Source organism: Bariatricus sp. TF06-38A (assembly GCF_027690675.1).
Taxonomy (GTDB): Bacteria; Bacillota; Clostridia; order Lachnospirales; family Lachnospiraceae; genus Allocoprococcus; species Allocoprococcus comes.
Genome location: NZ_JAQFCE010000032.1, coordinates 1 through 15,429 on the forward strand (window position 1 = coordinate 1; position 15,429 = coordinate 15,429).

The following is a 15,429-nucleotide window of genomic DNA, read 5'->3' on the forward strand; positions in this document are numbered from 1 at the left end:
CTACTTATATGATTTTATAATTTATCTTTAACTGTTAATGACCTTCTTTTTTTGTATGGATAAGTATACGGTTTCTGGATTTTCATTTCTGTTGTAATAACAACATTATTCCGATTTATCTGTTCCAATCAGGACTTTCTTTCCACAAAACGTGAAACCATAATGCCGGACCTTTTATTTGGGATACCATCAAATAATAATCCCATTCAGATGATCGCACTCATGCTGAATAATCTGCGCCGTCCATCCGCTGTATTTCTGTCTCTGCCGTTTAAAATTGATATCTTCATATTCTACTTTGATTTCCTGATAGCGCACACATTTTCTTACACCATCCAGAGACAGGCATCCTTCTTCTGTCTCATACTTTCCGTTTCTCTTTACAATCTTCGGATTGAACATCGCAACATTCATAAATCCCATATTGACTGCAATGATCGCTTTATTTACCCCGATCATATTTGCTGCCATTCCCACACAGCCATCTTCGTGCGCTTTTAATGTATCCAGTAAATCAATTGCAACTGGAAAATCTCCTTTCGTTGCTTTCTCTGCCTTCTGGCGCAGAAAAAAGAGATCTCTCATAATTGGTTTTACCATTTTATCTTTCCCCTTTCCGTAGTACTAGTTACTGTTCACAGTATCTGTGACCAGCAACTAGTACTTTCCAGTATACACGATTTTTCCCATTTTTAGGTTGGAAAAATTGGAAAATACACATATAATTAGATTAGTTTTCAAATACAAACAGGAGTGTATTATCTATGAATAAAATCAAAATCATAAAAAAGAACGATGAATATTCTTCCGAATATCAGATCGGAGATACTTTTAAAATCGAGGGCACCTGGTATGGTGGTGTTCATATCATCGGCAAGACCGGCGCACCGGTTTCTCTTGATAAAGATGAGTATATTTATCTGGATGCAGATCCGGAAAATAAAATAGATTCTTCGTCTGTAATTTCCCACCCGGAATCGTCTGCCTCAACACAAACCAGTACGGTTATCCCAGAAGCACAGTCTGCTCTTACGCTTTCTGCCGACACCAGAAAAAATGACACAGAACCTCTCCGTGAAATCCATGTCGGAGATATTGTGCGCCATTTCAAAAGAGAATGGGTATCAGAAGAGAGCACCAAATACCTCTACAAGGTACTGGCTTTTGCTGAACATACCGAAACAGGCGAAAAGCTGGTTGTATACCAGGCCATGTATGCACCATTCAAAATCTGTGCAAGACCATATGATATGTTTATGAGCGAAGTCGATCACCAGAAATATCCAGGTGTCAGACAGCACTGGCGTTTTGAAGTAAATGAATAAATCATGATTAAATAAAAATGGAGAATCTCTCCCAGTCCCCGGCTGATACCGGAACGGATGATTCTCCATTTCAGAATGTCTGCTTTGTTTGTTTCTTCTTATTTCAGGTTCTGATACTCCTCAATCACCTTATCCATCAAGCTTTCTGCTTTTTTATACACTTCTTCATCCATCTGATTGTATGGGAAAATTGCGCGATCCGAAATTTCTACTCCTCTATGTTGCATTAGTTTTTTGAACAAGAGCGAGAAATTTGAATCCATGTCATAGAGTGGCATCAGTTCATGTGTCAGTGCTGATAACTTCATAACTCTGTCAAAATCTTTTTCCTTTGTTGATTTTACAAGATCACTCCAGATTTCAGGCACAATATTAGAAAGCGCTCCTATGCATCCTACTCCTCCGGATGTAAGATTATAAAGGAACTGATCGTCAAATCCTGAGAACATCTCAAACTCATGTCCTTCTACAGCCAACATCAGTTCATTTGTATGATTTGGTTCTGACACGGAGTCCTTTAAACCTTTAATATTAGCATTATTTTCCACCAGCTTTTTCAAGGTTTCCGGAGCGATGGAATGTCCACTTCTTGCCGGGAAATTATAGATATAAAGATTTCCTTTTATTGACTTTGCAAGCGTATCATAATATACAAAAATCTTTTCCTGATCCAGTGCATAATAACATGGTCCGATAACCATTGCTCCTTCATAGCCCATTTCATTCACTTCATTTAACAACGCCACAGTATCTTCAAAATTAAGGCTTCCGGTGCCAGCATAAAGCTTTGTGCGCCCTGCAGTATAACCTGTATAGAATTTGAAGAAATCATGTTTCTCCTGTTTCGTAAGTCCTGTAAATTCACCGGACGATCCCAACACAAGAATTCCATTAACGCCTCCTTCAATCAGGAAATCAATTACCTTTTTATTCCCTTCATAATCCGGTTTTTCTTTTTCATCAAAAACTGTAACAACTGGTGTACCGGTTGCAATAATGTCACCAGCCTCCAGAGTAATTCCTTTGGACAATTCTGCAATCAGCCACTATCCATGTCTGGTCTGCAGATCTCTTGAAGAAAGATCATTAAATACGGAATATCCAAATACATATTCTTCTGCTCTTCCATTCTATGTACCGATCCATCTGTGCTGCTTTTTGCGGATCACCATTTACCACTGGATTACAATAATACGCCAATCGCAGCTTTAAGTGTATCCATGCCAACTTTCCGTATTTCTGGGGAAAAAGAAAAAGAAGTTGTTCAGATTTTATGGGAAGCCAAACACCGAATTGAAGCCCACTTTCAAGTGTATGGTGTTAATTTTGGAAATTAAAAAAACCTGGCAGAAAGCAAAATTCACTTTCTGCCAGGTTTTTCATTTTTCTATACGCCTTTCCCTTCCCCTGCAAAATATTCTTTTACAAGTTTTACCACAACTCCTGATAACAGGAATACTGCAATTAAGTTCGGGATTGCCATCAGTCCGTTAAATGTCTCTGCAATATTCCACATCAGTCCAAGATCCATCGTTGCTCCGACGATCGCAACCAGTGAATACAGCACCATAAACGGTTTGTTGATCTTCGTTCCAAATAAAAATTCAATACATCTGGTTCCATAAAGTCCCCATCCGATAATCGTTGAAAATGCAAAGCAGCACATTGCAACCGCGGTAAAGATCGATACCCAGCTCCCATATGTAGAAGTAAATCCAAGAATCGTAAGCTCCGCACCTGCTGCCTCCCCGTAACCAATCGGAACTCCGCTGCACAGGATTACCAGTGCGGTCAGTGTACAGATTACGATCGTATCTATAAATACCTCAAAGATTCCGAAGAATCCCTGTTTCACCGGTTTTTTTGTATCTGCACATGCATGTGCAATCGATCCGGTACCAAGACCTGCCTCATTAGAGAAAATTCCTCTGGACACACCTTTTTTCATACTGATAAAGAAGCTTCCGACTGCCCCTCCGGTAACAGATGTCGGTGTAAATGCACCTTCAAAAATTGAAACAAATACATGTGGTATATTTTTTAAATTCAACAGAACCACTCCGGCAGCTAACAGAACATAGATAACCGCCATGAACGGTACAAGCTTTTCCGTTACCTGTCCGATTCTCTTGATTCCACCGAGAAGGATCAGTGCAATCAACACCGCAAGCACAATTCCGATCACAAGATTGACCGTCTTTGCTGCATCCACTCCAATCACCCCGTAATTGAATAATGCGGAATCAATTGCTGTCGTAATCGTATTGACCTGTGTCGCATTTCCAGTTCCAAATACTGTCAGCACACCGAATGCAGCAAACAAATATGCAAGCCAGTGCCAGTTTTTATTCAGACCATTCTTAATATAATACATTGGCCCACCGACCAGATCCCCTTCTGCATTCTTTTCACGGAAATGTACGGCAAGTGTTACTTCTGAAAATTTAGTACACATTCCAAGAAGTGCGGAGATCCACATCCAGAAGACTGCTCCCGGTCCGCCGATTGCGATCGCTCCTGCAACTCCTGCAATATTCCCGGTTCCAACCGTCGCCGCAAGCGCGGTACAGACCGCCTGAAATGGTGTCATTGCACCATCTGTGGCATCTTTTTTCCGAAGCATGCGCCCAATCGTCACCTTCATAGCGTATGGAAATTTTCTGATCTGGATAAATCCGGTTCTGACACTGAGCAGAAGTCCTACTCCGATGATACAGATCATTGCCGGCACACCCCAGATAAAATTATTGACTACATTATTGACCGACTCAATCGTAGATAACATCCCTTATTCCCCTCCAGGATTGAAAGATTTTCCTCTTCATCTTTCATTTTCTTATTTTTGGTATATAAAATGAATATTTTATTTATTATACACAATTCGTCAGGGAAATACAACTGCTTTTTCATGGCGGACGTTTCTTCTTTTTTATGCCTCGTAACGTATTTCTTCTTTTATTTTATCCTGGATTTCCACAAGAACTTCCATTAAAAGCGGATTGAACGCTCCGCACTCTCCGTTCAGGATCATCTTCATTGCCTGCTCATGTGAATACGCATCTTTATATACACGCTTACTCACCAGTGCATCATAAACATCTGCCACAGATACAACCTGTACCGCAATTGGAATCTGTTCTCCAATCAGACCATCCGGATACCCTTTACCATCATAACGTTCATGATGCCATCTGCAGATCTAATACGCGATCTTGATCATCTTCTCATCCTTATAATGCTCCAGCTTATCCAGCATAGAAGCATCAATCAGCGTATGCTCTTTCATAGTCTCAAATTCTTCTTTAGACACCATCCAGGCAACGGATCAGCTCGAGCACATATGGCTTCTCATCCACTTCTATATAACGTGCGATCACTTGATAAATCCTGCCATTTACAATCTCCAGCTTTCCTTTTTCTTCTTTCGTGGTCGCTGCACGCATCGCTACACAGTTATCACAGGGTGTTTCCCGTTTTCAATAATGATAGCAGTTCTGCCCCTCGTTGATTTTTCTCCATTCTTCATCAATATCTGATATATTTCCAATTGGGAAAAGACGGATCTCCTGAAAGATCTTCCGAAAATATTGGATTTCTTCTTCTAATTGTCCTTTTGTCATTCGTTCTTCCGCATTCATGTCTTGTCCTCCAGACTTCTACTACGCAGTTTCCTGTTATTTTCATTTCTAATTATTTTACAATATTTACAAAAAATAAAAAGAATTATCCCGATATATGTGAAAAAATTTTTGTGAAGCATAGGCTACATCTGCATTACTGTGAAAAAAGGACCACCAAAACCTGTTTTCGGGAATTGGTGATCCTTCATGAAATACTTATATAACTATCCTTTTATGTAATTTATTTTCTCGTCATCACGCGATTTTCTACCGCTTCAGTCATCGGAACTTCCGCTGTCACTGATGCATTCTCGATTTCCACAGAATAGGTCTTGTGGATCAGACAGTTGATCGGATCTTCTGTCGTGATGACCAGTGCCAGGCTATGTCCAGGCTCTACCGTATATCTTGTCGCATTCAGATAAATATGGTAATCATGGTATTCACCCTTTTTCAGTTCGATACTGTTCTGTGCTGTCTCCGGTTCATATCCTGCTTCCGGATTGCACAGATCTGCAAATGCCCGTGTGATCACACGGTATTTCTTATGTACAGTAGCAAACTCCGCTTCATTCCATGCCGGAACCTCTCCTCCGCTGATAATTCCGCCTTCTTTTACCACATTGACCGGAATTGTATTTCTCTGCGGATCTACAGACTGAATGCTGTCAAATTCTTCATCGCACACGTCACAAAGAAGAAGAGTAAGCTTCACATCATCCATACGTCCTGACATTTCATGCATTCCAAGCTTCATCGTCAGAGTATCTGCATCATTACTGTTTACCGGATTGAAATCTGCTTCTGCATCTCCATCTTTTAACGCTGCTCTTAATCTTACGCAGGTTGTTCCCTGTAATGTCACTGCCTCTTTAAATGGATCCGTCACATAACGCTGTGCCATATTGCTTGATCTCACACCCATCACATCATCGAAGTTCTCTGCACTGACACCCGCTGCTTCCCAGTCTGTATCGATTACAGTTGTTCCCTGTTCTTCGCACGTAAGATTCATCTTATATGCTGTCTCCCAGGAATCTGCTGTCTCCCATTTTCTCTGGTCATAGTTCATCTGCACCAGGATTGCCGGTCTGTTCTCTGCACCATTTTCAACTCCGTATAAATAATGAGAAATCCATTCATTGATAATATCATCATAGAATTTACCATCCACAAGGATTCCATATCGTTTCGGCATCGTTGGTGTGATATGTGCACCCTGATGAAGGATTGCTTTTACATTCTTTCCTGCCTTCTGGAAAGATTTGTACATCATCTCATACTGCTTGGTAGACACGTTCTCGTCATTCAGTCCCTGTACAATGAGTGCACTGCATTTGATCCGGTCTGCATGAAGACGATAATTTCCCATACCCCAGAATTCCGGATTATAGTCAAATCCACCCTTGATCTGCTGAAGACTCATCTCATGATGGAATGCTCCCATATCATCCCGCTGCTTCTCGGTTAATGTCTCATCATTGTAACGGCTGGAACAAAAATAGGCAAGGAAGCTGTTCAGCATTTCTTTCGGCCAGTACCGCTGTGCGCCCTGCATGTTCTGCTGGCTGTACCAGTCCGCGATTCCTGCGATCGGTACGATTGTCTCCAGTCCTTCTACTCCTGTTGTTGCCACTGCAAACGGCATGGTTCCGGCGTAAGATCTTCCTGTCATGGCAACCTTTCCATTGGACCAGTCTGCCTTTGTCTCAACCGTTCCTTCGCGGTCTGCATATCCGATACGGTCTCCATGCAGCCATTCTACAATTGCTTTGAAAGCGTCTCTTTCATAGTCTGAACCAACATAATTGAATCCGTCAGATCCTTTTGAACCAAATCCCGCACTTAAAACAACTGCAAATCCACGTACAAGATAATAATCAAAGGTGTCGATATTTTCAAAAACCATAATGTTATTATTTCCTTTATCCGGATAATACCAGTCTGCCGGATCTGCTTTTAAAGAAAGATCCATTGCACTGATACATCCCTGCGGAACATGCGCATCCACTTTTTTGTCAAGATCTGCAAAATTAACCGGATGATATTCTTTTTCTGCCACTTCTTTCATATGCGGATATCCATCTTCCTGGACTCCCGCCGCATATGGACGTGCCTCATATAAAGTTGCAGCCTTATAATTCCCCTCTACTGCACTTCTTGGTACCTGGACAACAGCTTTCACAAGATCTCTTTTTCCATCTCCGTCCACATCGTAATCCGTTTCCACATAAACACAATATCTTACGATACTGGATGTTGCCGGATCATACTTTTCTCCTGTCTTTCCATCTGTAAGTGGAAATACCGGCTGTGCAAGTCCGTTCTCAAATACTGGTACTTTGCTGTAATTCTTTTCGTTCATGGTAAACCTCCCAAACATTAAATAAATACTCGGATCTAATCACATATTATTTCCCCAATATTATTGTGATTTCATTTCTCCATTTCCTATTATAACGAGATGCAATAAGAACTTCAATGAGATTTTTCGCTTTATTTTATAGTTTACTATACCTGTTTTCTTTTCTCAATTCTATAGAAATAATCTTTTAAACATGCTATAGTAAACTTATATTTTACATAGATTTATCTGAAATTTAACAAACAAAAAGGGGATATTATGAAAAAGAACATAAAAAAGATATTAAAAGTTCTCGGAATCTTCCTGCTTATCATTCTGGTTGCTCTGATTGCATATCTGATCTATCTCTTTGCAAGCTATCACCGCATTCCGGATAATCAGGCTTTGAAGATCGAGAAAACTTCCGATGGAACAGCCGCAGCTGACACACTGACAACCGAGAAAGAATATTCCGCTCTGACCTACAATGTTGGTTTCGGAGCCTACACGCCGGACTTCAGCTTCTTTATGGACGGCGGAAAATCTTCCTGGGCAAAAAGTAAGGAGAGTGTCGAATCTGATATTCAGGGTGCCGGAGAACTGGTTGCTTCCAAAGATCCGGATTTCGCACTGATCCAGGAAGTTGATCTGAACTCTACACGAAGCTACCATGTAGATGAATATTCAATTTTAAAGGATACGATTCCAAGTTACAATACGGTATTTGCACAGAATTACGATTCTGCATTCCTTTTTTATCCATTCACACAGCCGCATGGTCGCAGCCGTTCTGGACTTGCTCTTTTCTCCAAATATCCGGTTACGGATTCTCTGAGAAGAAGCTTTCCGATCTCGACAAGCTTCAGCAAGTTCTTTGACCTTGACCGCTGTTACAGCATTTCCAGAGTCCCTGTAGATAACGGGAAGGAACTGGTTATCTTCCTGCTGCACATGTCTGCTTACGGCAACAGTGATGCGATTCGCGAAGCACAGATCCGTATGCTGAGTGCAGATATGGAAAAGGAATACGAAGCCGGTAATTATGTACTTTGCGGTGGTGATTTCAACCATGACCTTAAAGCATCCGAAAAAGATGCAGAAAATTGTGAGTCCTGGGCTTATCCATTCCCACGCGAAGAGCTTCCGGAACACTTTTCATTCTGCCTGGACAATCTTTCTGACAGTGAAAAGGATGCTCTCTGGGACAGTGCACGGAATGCAGATATGGAATATGTACCTGGTGTGACCTACACGGTGACGCTGGACGGATTTATTACTTCCGATAATATTGAATACACAGAATATGAAAATGTAAATACCGGATATAGCTACTCGGATCATGATCCGGTGTATATGAAATTCAAATTATTAGATGAATAATATGTAAAAAGGCAGCTGATCTTTTCAGACCAGCTGCCTATGTTTTCGTCTATTTTCTTTCGTCCTACTTTAGATCAATCTTCTCCTGCAATACCACACAGCCTGCCATATCACCAATAACATTTACACAGGTTGCTCCCATATCGCAAAGCGTATTGATACTGATATAAACGCCCATAACACCTGCCGGAAGTCCTGCCATCGTAGCAAGTGCCGCAAAGGATGCGATTGCAATACTGGAAATCTGGTTGGAAACACCAAGTTCATTCTCCACACAACTCTTACTGATCGGAATGGTTGCCGAGCTTGAACAGGTTCCGAATGCATTCAGTGCTGCCGGCATGATCGCACGGAAAAACTTGAACGGACTTGTCTTTCCAAGAAATTTTACTGCACCGCCGTACACAATAAATGCAAATCCATAAAATGCAACATACAGAATGATCAGCTGTGTTGCCAGTGATACGATCGTACTCGTTCCATTTGCTTCTACAACCGGAACAATGGTACAAAATACACCGATCGGTGTAAAATACATAACAGTACTGATTACCTTCAGACACACCTCGTTACAGGAATCAATCACCTTTAATAATGGCTCTCCCTTTTCTCCGATCGCAATCCGAATGATCTGTTCATAGATCATGATCTCTCTTCCTTTCTTTTGACAAATCTCAAGTACTGTCTGAAATAATTTTTACTTTTTTCACGATTATGGGATAAAATTTTATATTGAAAATGCAGATGACAGTCCTTCCGGATTTCGTCACCTGCTTTTCACTCTTTCTATATTTTCCGCACTGAATTTCCATCTCTAATCTTTACAGGAAACCGGTACGAATAATTTTTCTGCTGCCATTCCGGATCCTCCATCATCCGCAGAAGATGTTTTGCTGTGATACGTCCGAGCTGATACTTTGGATGCACCGCTGTCACCAGCTGGATACTGGTACTCGAATCCTGAAGCTCTGCATCATCAAAAGATACCAGCGAAATGTCCTCCGGCACATGCAGCCCTCTCTCTTCCAGGAACTCCATGTAATAATCCGCCACCTCATCATTGTAGACCATCATCGCCGTACAATCCTTCATCCGTCTGTACATCCTAAGCAGTCCCTTTTTGCTCAGTTTCTCCTCCATATCCTTCGTCGAATACCAACGAATACAGTCATCATCAAATTTCACGCCGTAATCTGACAGGCACTGAACAAATCCTTTGTACCGCTCAATCCCCTGCCTGTCATCATACTTGAAGATTCCGCCAATCCTTCGGTGCCCGTTCTCAATCAGAATCTTGGTCAACTCGTAAGCTGATCTGGAATCCGACATTTCTACACTGTCAAATGGCATATTTTCATAATGATTGTGGATAAACAGTGTCGGAATATTTCTTCTTTTGATTTCTTTATAAAGACGAATGTTTGGATTTGGAAATGCCGATCTCGATCCTTCAATGATCAGACCACTGACATTTCCTTTGAGCAGACCTTCCAGATAAATCGCCTCATCATTCAGGCGGTTCTTCGTTACCGCAACCTCAATTCCATATCCTTTTTCTGTCAGTGAAGCTTCAATCCCGTCGTATACCCGCGGAAACAGATAATCAGAATAATAGCTCAAAAGAAGACCTATTTGTGGTCTTTCTCCATTTACTCCACTGCTGTCATAAGAAACATAGGTTCCGCTTCCCCTCACACGGGTAATCAGACCTTCTTCCTCCAGTTGCCGCAATGCAGTCCTTACCGTCTGCCTGGAATATCCAAACTTCTTCTGAAGGCTTGCCTCTGACGGAAATTTATCCATATTTTTAATCACACCACTGGTGATCAGTGTGTGTGCCCAATTATATAATTTTTGGTATTTAAGTCCTTCCTGTTCTGTCTTATGCATAAACTCTCCATTTCTGCCACATAGACCAAAAATCAGGATCCGCAATCTTATTTGGACTGCAAATCCTGACTTTCGATCTGTATACATCCGGAAAATTCTTCTCGTAAACGAGAACTGTCAGTTCCCCACTATGTAAATTATTATTTGATTACCTGGATAGATTCTCTGTCTGCGAATACTGCCACGAAGATCAGGAATACAACACCCTGAATGAGCTGCATCATCTGTGTTGTGAATCCCATCATTGTCAGTCCACTGTTCAGTACGATGTACAGTAAAGATCCAACAACAATATTTTCAAAACGAACCTTTGCGCCACCGGAAATCGGCATACCACCTAATACCAGCGCGATCAGAATCTGTGTTTCCAGCTGGTTACCACCTGAAGATGTAACCGATCCGACTTTGATTACATTGATAAATGCCGCAAATCCTGTAATTGCACCTGCAAGTACATAGATGAGGAATTTCATCTTATCTGTACGGATACCAGAGAACATTGCTGCTTTTTCACCGGCTCCGATTGCTTTCAGATAAGTTCCGAACTTTGTATAACGGAATGCAATGAATCCAATAATCAAAATAACTACCGTACATGCAATCTTAAGTCCTGTACTGTCATAGTTGATCAGTTTTGCAGAACCCGCAACAGGTGCATTTGTTGTAAAGTATTTGATAAATCCACGGAATAAGAACATGGTACAAATTGTAACAATGAAGGATTTAATCTTACGGAATACATAGAAGTAACCATTCAGAGCTCCAATTGCCGCACCAGATGCAATGCCACCGATAATTGCGAGTGGAATGCTTTTCTGTGAAAGAATACATACAACGATGGATGAAATACCGAGGATAGATCCCTGAGAGAAATCCAGACCTCCCATTGTCATAATGAAGAAAACACCCATAGCTGCAATCATAGTTACATATACCTGTGAAAGTACCAGTGACATATTTCCCATCATACGGAAATCTGTCAGGACATTGAATAACAGGAAAATAACAACCAATCCTACGATTGGCAGGAGCGAACGAATTAAGGCCATTTTAGATGCCTTTTTCAGCTGCTGCTCTTTATCATTTGTTTTTGCACTTACTTGACTTCCCATAGCTGCCTCCTTATACCATCATAGAAATAAGACCGTTTTCATCAAGGTTCTTATCTCTATCCAGCTGACCACTGATTTTTCCATCTTTCATAATTACGATACGGTCGCACATACCGATCAGCTCCATCAGCTCTTCCGAAATCATGATAATGGATTTTCCATTCTTTCTCATCTGATTCATTAACTGGTAAATATCCTGTTTAACTTTGATATCAATACCACGTGTCGGGCTGTCCAGTACAACAATGTCAGAATCTTTTCCGATCCATCTTGCAAGAACGACTTTCTGTTTGTTACCACCTGAAAGATTTGATACAAACTGGTTTACATCTACCATCTTTACAGACATCTGTTTTGCATATTTGTCTGCAAATTCTTTACGCTTCTTATCACTTAAAAGATGTGACTTTCCTGCCAGTTCATCCAGTGATGGGAGGCAGATATTGTCTCCGATACTCTGATTCAGAACAACAGATTCATTATCACGGTCTTTTGATGTGTACGCAATGCTGTGTTTGATCGCAGTCGGAATATCATTAATCTGTGTTCCATCTGCCAGTGTTACGCTACCTGTACGGTCATAAGATGCACCGAAAATAGCTTTTCCGATTTCATGCATACCAGATTCTGAAAGTCCACCGAATCCAAGGATTTCACCTTTATGAAGATCAAATGTTACATCTTCGATCAATCCAGGAACAGTAACATTCTTTACTGATAATACAACTTCGTCAGATACTTTTTCGCCATAATCTGCACGATAATAATCACCTGTTACTTCACGTCCTACCATCAGCTTCTTCAGATCATCTTCTGTTACATCTTTACTCTTAACGGTATCGATGTAAACACCATCTCGAAGAATTGTAATTGTATCAGACTTGTCAAGAATTTCCGGAAGGTCATGAGAAATGAAAATAACTGTATTTCCACTCTTTTTGATTCTTTCCATATGTTTGTAAAGCTCTTCACGTCCTTCCTGTGAAAGAGCAGTTGTTGTCTCATCAATAACAACAATCTTCGGATCAAAGTATGTAGCCTTTACAATCTCAACCAGCTTACGGTCTTCAAAATTGTAATGATCGATCATATCAGCTGCTTTGATTCTGTCAAAACCATATTTCTTTAAAAGCTCTGTTGCTTTCCTGTTCATAGCATTTGTATTTTTAATTCCAAAATGTACGAACTGATCCTCATGTCCAAGGAAAATATTCTCTGCAACTGTAAGCCCTGACAGAGTTCCAAGTTCCTGTACGATGATAGATACACCTTCATTATTTGCTTCTACCTGATTCTTCGGATGGATTTCTTTTCCGTCCAGAATGAACTGTCCGCTTCCAATGCTGTAGATACCGGTCAGCATGTTGGTCAGAGTTGATTTACCAGAACCATTTTCTCCGATCAGTGCATGAACCTCTCCTTTATTTACATTGAAGGATACATTCTGAACTGCTTTTGTAATACCGAAGTTTTTACAAAGATTTTTTACCTGTAATCTTACTTCACTCATTGCTGTCTTCCTCCCTTCATTACTTGACGATTTCGCCCTTAGTAGCCTTTGTTGTCACAGTAATGATAATAAGCAGTGCAAGTCCTGTGATAACATCCTGAATTGCAGTCGGTGCTCCGAGAGCAATGAAACCGAAGAAAATGATGTTGATTACGAACTCACCGATGATGATTGCCGGAAGCGGCATTCCGTATTTCTTAAATGCAAGGCCGAAGAAACATCCCATGGTCGGAACGAAGTTTCGGCTCATAGATGCCATTCCGGTAACAGCTACCATAGATGAACCATAGCTGATTGTCAGGATTGCCATAACCCCAAGGAACGCACCACTTAAGATAAATGCAAGTACTTTATATTTATTTACGTTAATACCCATATTCTTTGCAACGAATTCATCACTTCCGATTGCATAGGTATAAGTTCCGATTTTAGTATAGTTTAAGAATATGTAAGCTACTACACAAGCCACTAATGCAAGAATAATATCCCATGGCATCTGACCAAATGCACGAATATTTGCCGGAAGCGTCTGCTCAACACCGCCTGCAATATAGTTTGCGATTGACTCATAAATAAGAGCCAGACCGGTTGTTACGATCATTGATGGAATACGAAGCTTTACATAGAAGATACCGTTCAGTATTCCAACGATTGCGCCTGTAAGAACGCATCCAATAATAAGTCCCAAATAGCCCATGTTGAATCTGGTTGCAAATACACATCCAACGATTGCGGAAAGCATGATGTTTGCACCAATTGAGAAATCGAACATTCCCATTACCATTACAAAATAAAAACCAACTGCACCTACGGTAGCAATCAGGCTCGCCTGAAAGTAATTGAGCATATTGGAAAAGGAACCGAAGTTATGTGGTGTCAAGATTTTAAAGATCAGCCAGGAAAGTACGACCAGACCGATTAAGATCAGATATCCCATCACTTTCCCTGAAAGTTTTTTACTAGTGCCCATATTATCTACCTCTTCATAATTGTCATTTCTGATTTAGAAAAGGTGGCATCGCCTTTGCGACGTCACCCTTTCTGAGTTAATAGTCGTTACTATTTGTCTATCCTAGTTACCTGCACGTGATGCTGCATCTTCAATAGATAACTTAGCAGCTGTTGCCTTTAAGTCTTCCATGCTGAGTTTAGACATATCAACCAGTTCTTCATCTGTGTATGGAAGCTGGTCTACGAAATATTTCTCATATGCTTTGTAGTCATCTGGTGATGATACATACAGATATGGGAATGGAACATCTTCGAATTTGCCACCGAAGTCTTTGTAGTTTCCTTTGATTGCATTGTAAACCATCATGAAGGAAATCAGCGGGTCACAGTAATGTCCGCCAGATTCACCAGCCATAGATCCATTTTCAAGTCTTTCTCCAAGGTCTGGGAGGAAGTCTGTAGAAACGATATCAATATCACTTGTCTTGCCTGCACGTTCAACTGCTGCGATTGCTCCCTGAAGTGGATCTCCACCACCACCAGCTGGGATCAGTGCATCAAGATCTGGATCTGCTGCCATTAAAGCTTCTGCTGCTTTTGATCCACCTTCTGAAGTTGTACCTGCATACTGTGGTTCAGAAAGAGTTGCCTTATCGTTCGGGTTTTCTTTATTCCATTTTTCAACGCCTGCTTTGTAACCTTCCCATCTTCCAAGCCATGTAGCATCTCCCTGCTCCCAGCCAATAAGACCGATGTTACGATCTCCTTTTTCAAGAAGGATGTTTACAAGTTCTGCACCGTTTGCCGGTTCATCTTCATGTACAGCTCCGATGTAGTAATCAGAATCTTTAGCTACCTGATAAATATCTGCGCTGTTCTTTTCACTGATTACACGGAAGAACTGTGCAAGATAAACTTTGTTGTCATTACATGTCTTGATAGCAGATGTCATTTCTGTATCAGATGAGTTACAGATGATGATTCCCTGGCATCCTGCTGCTGCAAGCTGTTCTACAGATGCTGTAACTTTTTCAGAAACATGTCCCTGGTCAACATACTGTACTTCGACATCAAGAGCTTTTGCTGCTTCATCAAGGATCTTCTTACACTGTGATCCAAGTACGTCTGTTGAAGACCAAATAGAAACACCAATTTTGATCTTGCCTGATTTTGAAGCACTCTTGTCAGAAGATCCACTTCCACTACCACCACATGCTGCAAGTCCGACTACCATTGTAGCTGCCATTGTAGCTGCTGTTACTTTTTTGAAAACTTTTTTCATATCTTCTCCTCCATC

General features: G+C 40.9%; 14 protein-coding genes and 2 pseudogenes. 2 read left to right on the forward strand and 14 right to left on the reverse strand.

The features are described 5' to 3' along the window. Positions 1 to 189: 189 nt before the first annotated feature. A complete protein-coding gene (locus tag PG418_RS17000; RefSeq protein ID WP_008373413.1) occupies positions 190 to 600 on the reverse strand; it encodes a peptide deformylase in 411 nt (136 codons plus the stop codon). A gap of 164 nt (positions 601 to 764) precedes the next feature. Between PG418_RS17000 and PG418_RS17005 the strand changes: the two genes are divergently transcribed. Next, positions 765 to 1,325: a DUF1653 domain-containing protein gene (locus PG418_RS17005; RefSeq protein WP_195601977.1), complete on the forward strand. Its 561-nt coding sequence runs from the start codon at positions 765 to 767 to the stop codon at positions 1,323 to 1,325. A 98-nt stretch (positions 1,326 to 1,423) separates the two neighbouring features. On the opposite strand, the gene PG418_RS17010 is transcribed toward PG418_RS17005, so the two are convergent. From PG418_RS17010 to PG418_RS17040, 7 genes and pseudogenes are all read right to left on the reverse strand, one after another. Further along, a complete protein-coding gene (locus PG418_RS17010; RefSeq protein ID WP_498837764.1) occupies positions 1,424 to 2,356 on the reverse strand; it encodes a dihydrodipicolinate synthase family protein in 933 nt (310 codons plus the stop codon). Between the two features lie 15 nt (positions 2,357 to 2,371). Then, a pseudogene (locus PG418_RS17015) lies at positions 2,372 to 2,443 on the reverse strand (hypothetical protein); the annotation flags it as partial. A gap of 269 nt (positions 2,444 to 2,712) precedes the next feature. Beyond that, on the reverse strand, positions 2,713 to 4,110 hold the full coding sequence (locus PG418_RS17020) for an alanine/glycine:cation symporter family protein (RefSeq protein ID WP_175305748.1): 1,398 nt from the start codon (positions 4,108 to 4,110) through the stop codon (positions 2,713 to 2,715). Between the two features lie 144 nt (positions 4,111 to 4,254). Next, positions 4,255 to 4,635, reverse strand: a pseudogene (locus tag PG418_RS17025) (HD-GYP domain-containing protein); the annotation flags it as partial. After that, entirely contained in the window at positions 4,628 to 4,768 is a 141-nt protein-coding gene (locus tag PG418_RS17030; RefSeq protein ID WP_156339386.1) for a hypothetical protein, read from the reverse strand. The pseudogene PG418_RS17025 and the gene PG418_RS17030, both read right to left, overlap by 8 nt. 33 nt (positions 4,769 to 4,801) lie before the next feature. Continuing rightward, positions 4,802 to 4,963 (reverse strand): hypothetical protein, encoded by a 162-nt coding sequence (locus PG418_RS17035; RefSeq protein ID WP_156333039.1) that lies wholly within the window; start codon positions 4,961 to 4,963, stop codon positions 4,802 to 4,804. 223 nt (positions 4,964 to 5,186) lie between these two features. Beyond that, the gene (locus PG418_RS17040) at positions 5,187 to 7,310 is read right to left on the reverse strand and encodes a CocE/NonD family hydrolase (RefSeq protein WP_215686208.1); all 2,124 of its coding nucleotides are present in this window, start codon (positions 7,308 to 7,310) and stop codon (positions 5,187 to 5,189) included. 258 nt (positions 7,311 to 7,568) lie between these two features. On the opposite strand from PG418_RS17040, the gene PG418_RS17045 reads away from it, so the two are divergent. Next, positions 7,569 to 8,669 carry an endonuclease/exonuclease/phosphatase family protein gene (locus tag PG418_RS17045; RefSeq protein WP_368276206.1) on the forward strand — a complete coding sequence of 367 codons (1,101 nt, stop codon included), beginning with the start codon at positions 7,569 to 7,571 and terminating at the stop codon, positions 8,667 to 8,669. A gap of 64 nt (positions 8,670 to 8,733) precedes the next feature. Here the strand turns inward: PG418_RS17045 and PG418_RS17050 are convergent, their stop codons facing one another. From PG418_RS17050 to PG418_RS17075, 6 genes are all read right to left on the reverse strand, one after another. After that, positions 8,734 to 9,315: a cation:dicarboxylate symporter family transporter gene (locus tag PG418_RS17050; RefSeq protein ID WP_498837765.1), complete on the reverse strand. Its 582-nt coding sequence runs from the start codon at positions 9,313 to 9,315 to the stop codon at positions 8,734 to 8,736. Between the two features lie 140 nt (positions 9,316 to 9,455). After that, on the reverse strand, positions 9,456 to 10,559 hold the full coding sequence (locus tag PG418_RS17055; RefSeq protein WP_498837766.1) for a GntR family transcriptional regulator: 1,104 nt from the start codon (positions 10,557 to 10,559) through the stop codon (positions 9,456 to 9,458). A gap of 140 nt (positions 10,560 to 10,699) precedes the next feature. Continuing rightward, a complete protein-coding gene (locus tag PG418_RS17060) occupies positions 10,700 to 11,671 on the reverse strand; it encodes an ABC transporter permease (protein WP_008373378.1) in 972 nt (323 codons plus the stop codon). 10 nt (positions 11,672 to 11,681) lie between these two features. Continuing rightward, positions 11,682 to 13,181 carry a sugar ABC transporter ATP-binding protein gene (locus tag PG418_RS17065; RefSeq protein ID WP_498837767.1) on the reverse strand — a complete coding sequence of 500 codons (1,500 nt, stop codon included), beginning with the start codon at positions 13,179 to 13,181 and terminating at the stop codon, positions 11,682 to 11,684. A 19-nt stretch (positions 13,182 to 13,200) separates the two neighbouring features. Further along, entirely contained in the window at positions 13,201 to 14,151 is a 951-nt protein-coding gene (locus PG418_RS17070) for an ABC transporter permease (RefSeq protein WP_022220034.1), read from the reverse strand. Between the two features lie 102 nt (positions 14,152 to 14,253). Next, positions 14,254 to 15,414 carry a sugar ABC transporter substrate-binding protein gene (locus tag PG418_RS17075; protein ID WP_446821256.1) on the reverse strand — a complete coding sequence of 387 codons (1,161 nt, stop codon included), beginning with the start codon at positions 15,412 to 15,414 and terminating at the stop codon, positions 14,254 to 14,256. Between the last annotated feature and the right edge of the window lie 15 nt (positions 15,415 to 15,429).

What these genes read in the sequence shown, in the direction of transcription:
- PG418_RS17000 (WP_008373413.1), bottom strand. Translation starts at nt 600, where the DNA reads ATGGTAAAACCAATTATGAGAGATCTCTTTTTTCTGCGCCAGAAGGCA.
- PG418_RS17005 (WP_195601977.1), top strand. Translation starts at nt 765, where the DNA reads ATGAATAAAATCAAAATCATAAAAAAGAACGATGAATATTCTTCCGAA.
- PG418_RS17020 (WP_175305748.1), bottom strand. Translation starts at nt 4,110, where the DNA reads ATGTTATCTACGATTGAGTCGGTCAATAATGTAGTCAATAATTTTATC.
- PG418_RS17030 (WP_156339386.1), bottom strand. Translation starts at nt 4,768, where the DNA reads ATGCGTGCAGCGACCACGAAAGAAGAAAAAGGAAAGCTGGAGATTGTA.
- PG418_RS17035 (WP_156333039.1), bottom strand. Translation starts at nt 4,963, where the DNA reads ATGAATGCGGAAGAACGAATGACAAAAGGACAATTAGAAGAAGAAATC.
- PG418_RS17040 (WP_215686208.1), bottom strand. Translation starts at nt 7,310, where the DNA reads ATGAACGAAAAGAATTACAGCAAAGTACCAGTATTTGAGAACGGACTT.
- PG418_RS17045 (WP_368276206.1), top strand. Translation starts at nt 7,569, where the DNA reads ATGAAAAAGAACATAAAAAAGATATTAAAAGTTCTCGGAATCTTCCTG.
- PG418_RS17050 (WP_498837765.1), bottom strand. Translation starts at nt 9,315, where the DNA reads ATGATCTATGAACAGATCATTCGGATTGCGATCGGAGAAAAGGGAGAG.
- PG418_RS17055 (WP_498837766.1), bottom strand. Translation starts at nt 10,559, where the DNA reads ATGCATAAGACAGAACAGGAAGGACTTAAATACCAAAAATTATATAAT.
- PG418_RS17060 (WP_008373378.1), bottom strand. Translation starts at nt 11,671, where the DNA reads ATGGGAAGTCAAGTAAGTGCAAAAACAAATGATAAAGAGCAGCAGCTG.
- PG418_RS17065 (WP_498837767.1), bottom strand. Translation starts at nt 13,181, where the DNA reads ATGAGTGAAGTAAGATTACAGGTAAAAAATCTTTGTAAAAACTTCGGT.
- PG418_RS17070 (WP_022220034.1), bottom strand. Translation starts at nt 14,151, where the DNA reads ATGGGCACTAGTAAAAAACTTTCAGGGAAAGTGATGGGATATCTGATC.
- PG418_RS17075 (WP_446821256.1), bottom strand. Translation starts at nt 15,414, where the DNA reads ATGAAAAAAGTTTTCAAAAAAGTAACAGCAGCTACAATGGCAGCTACA.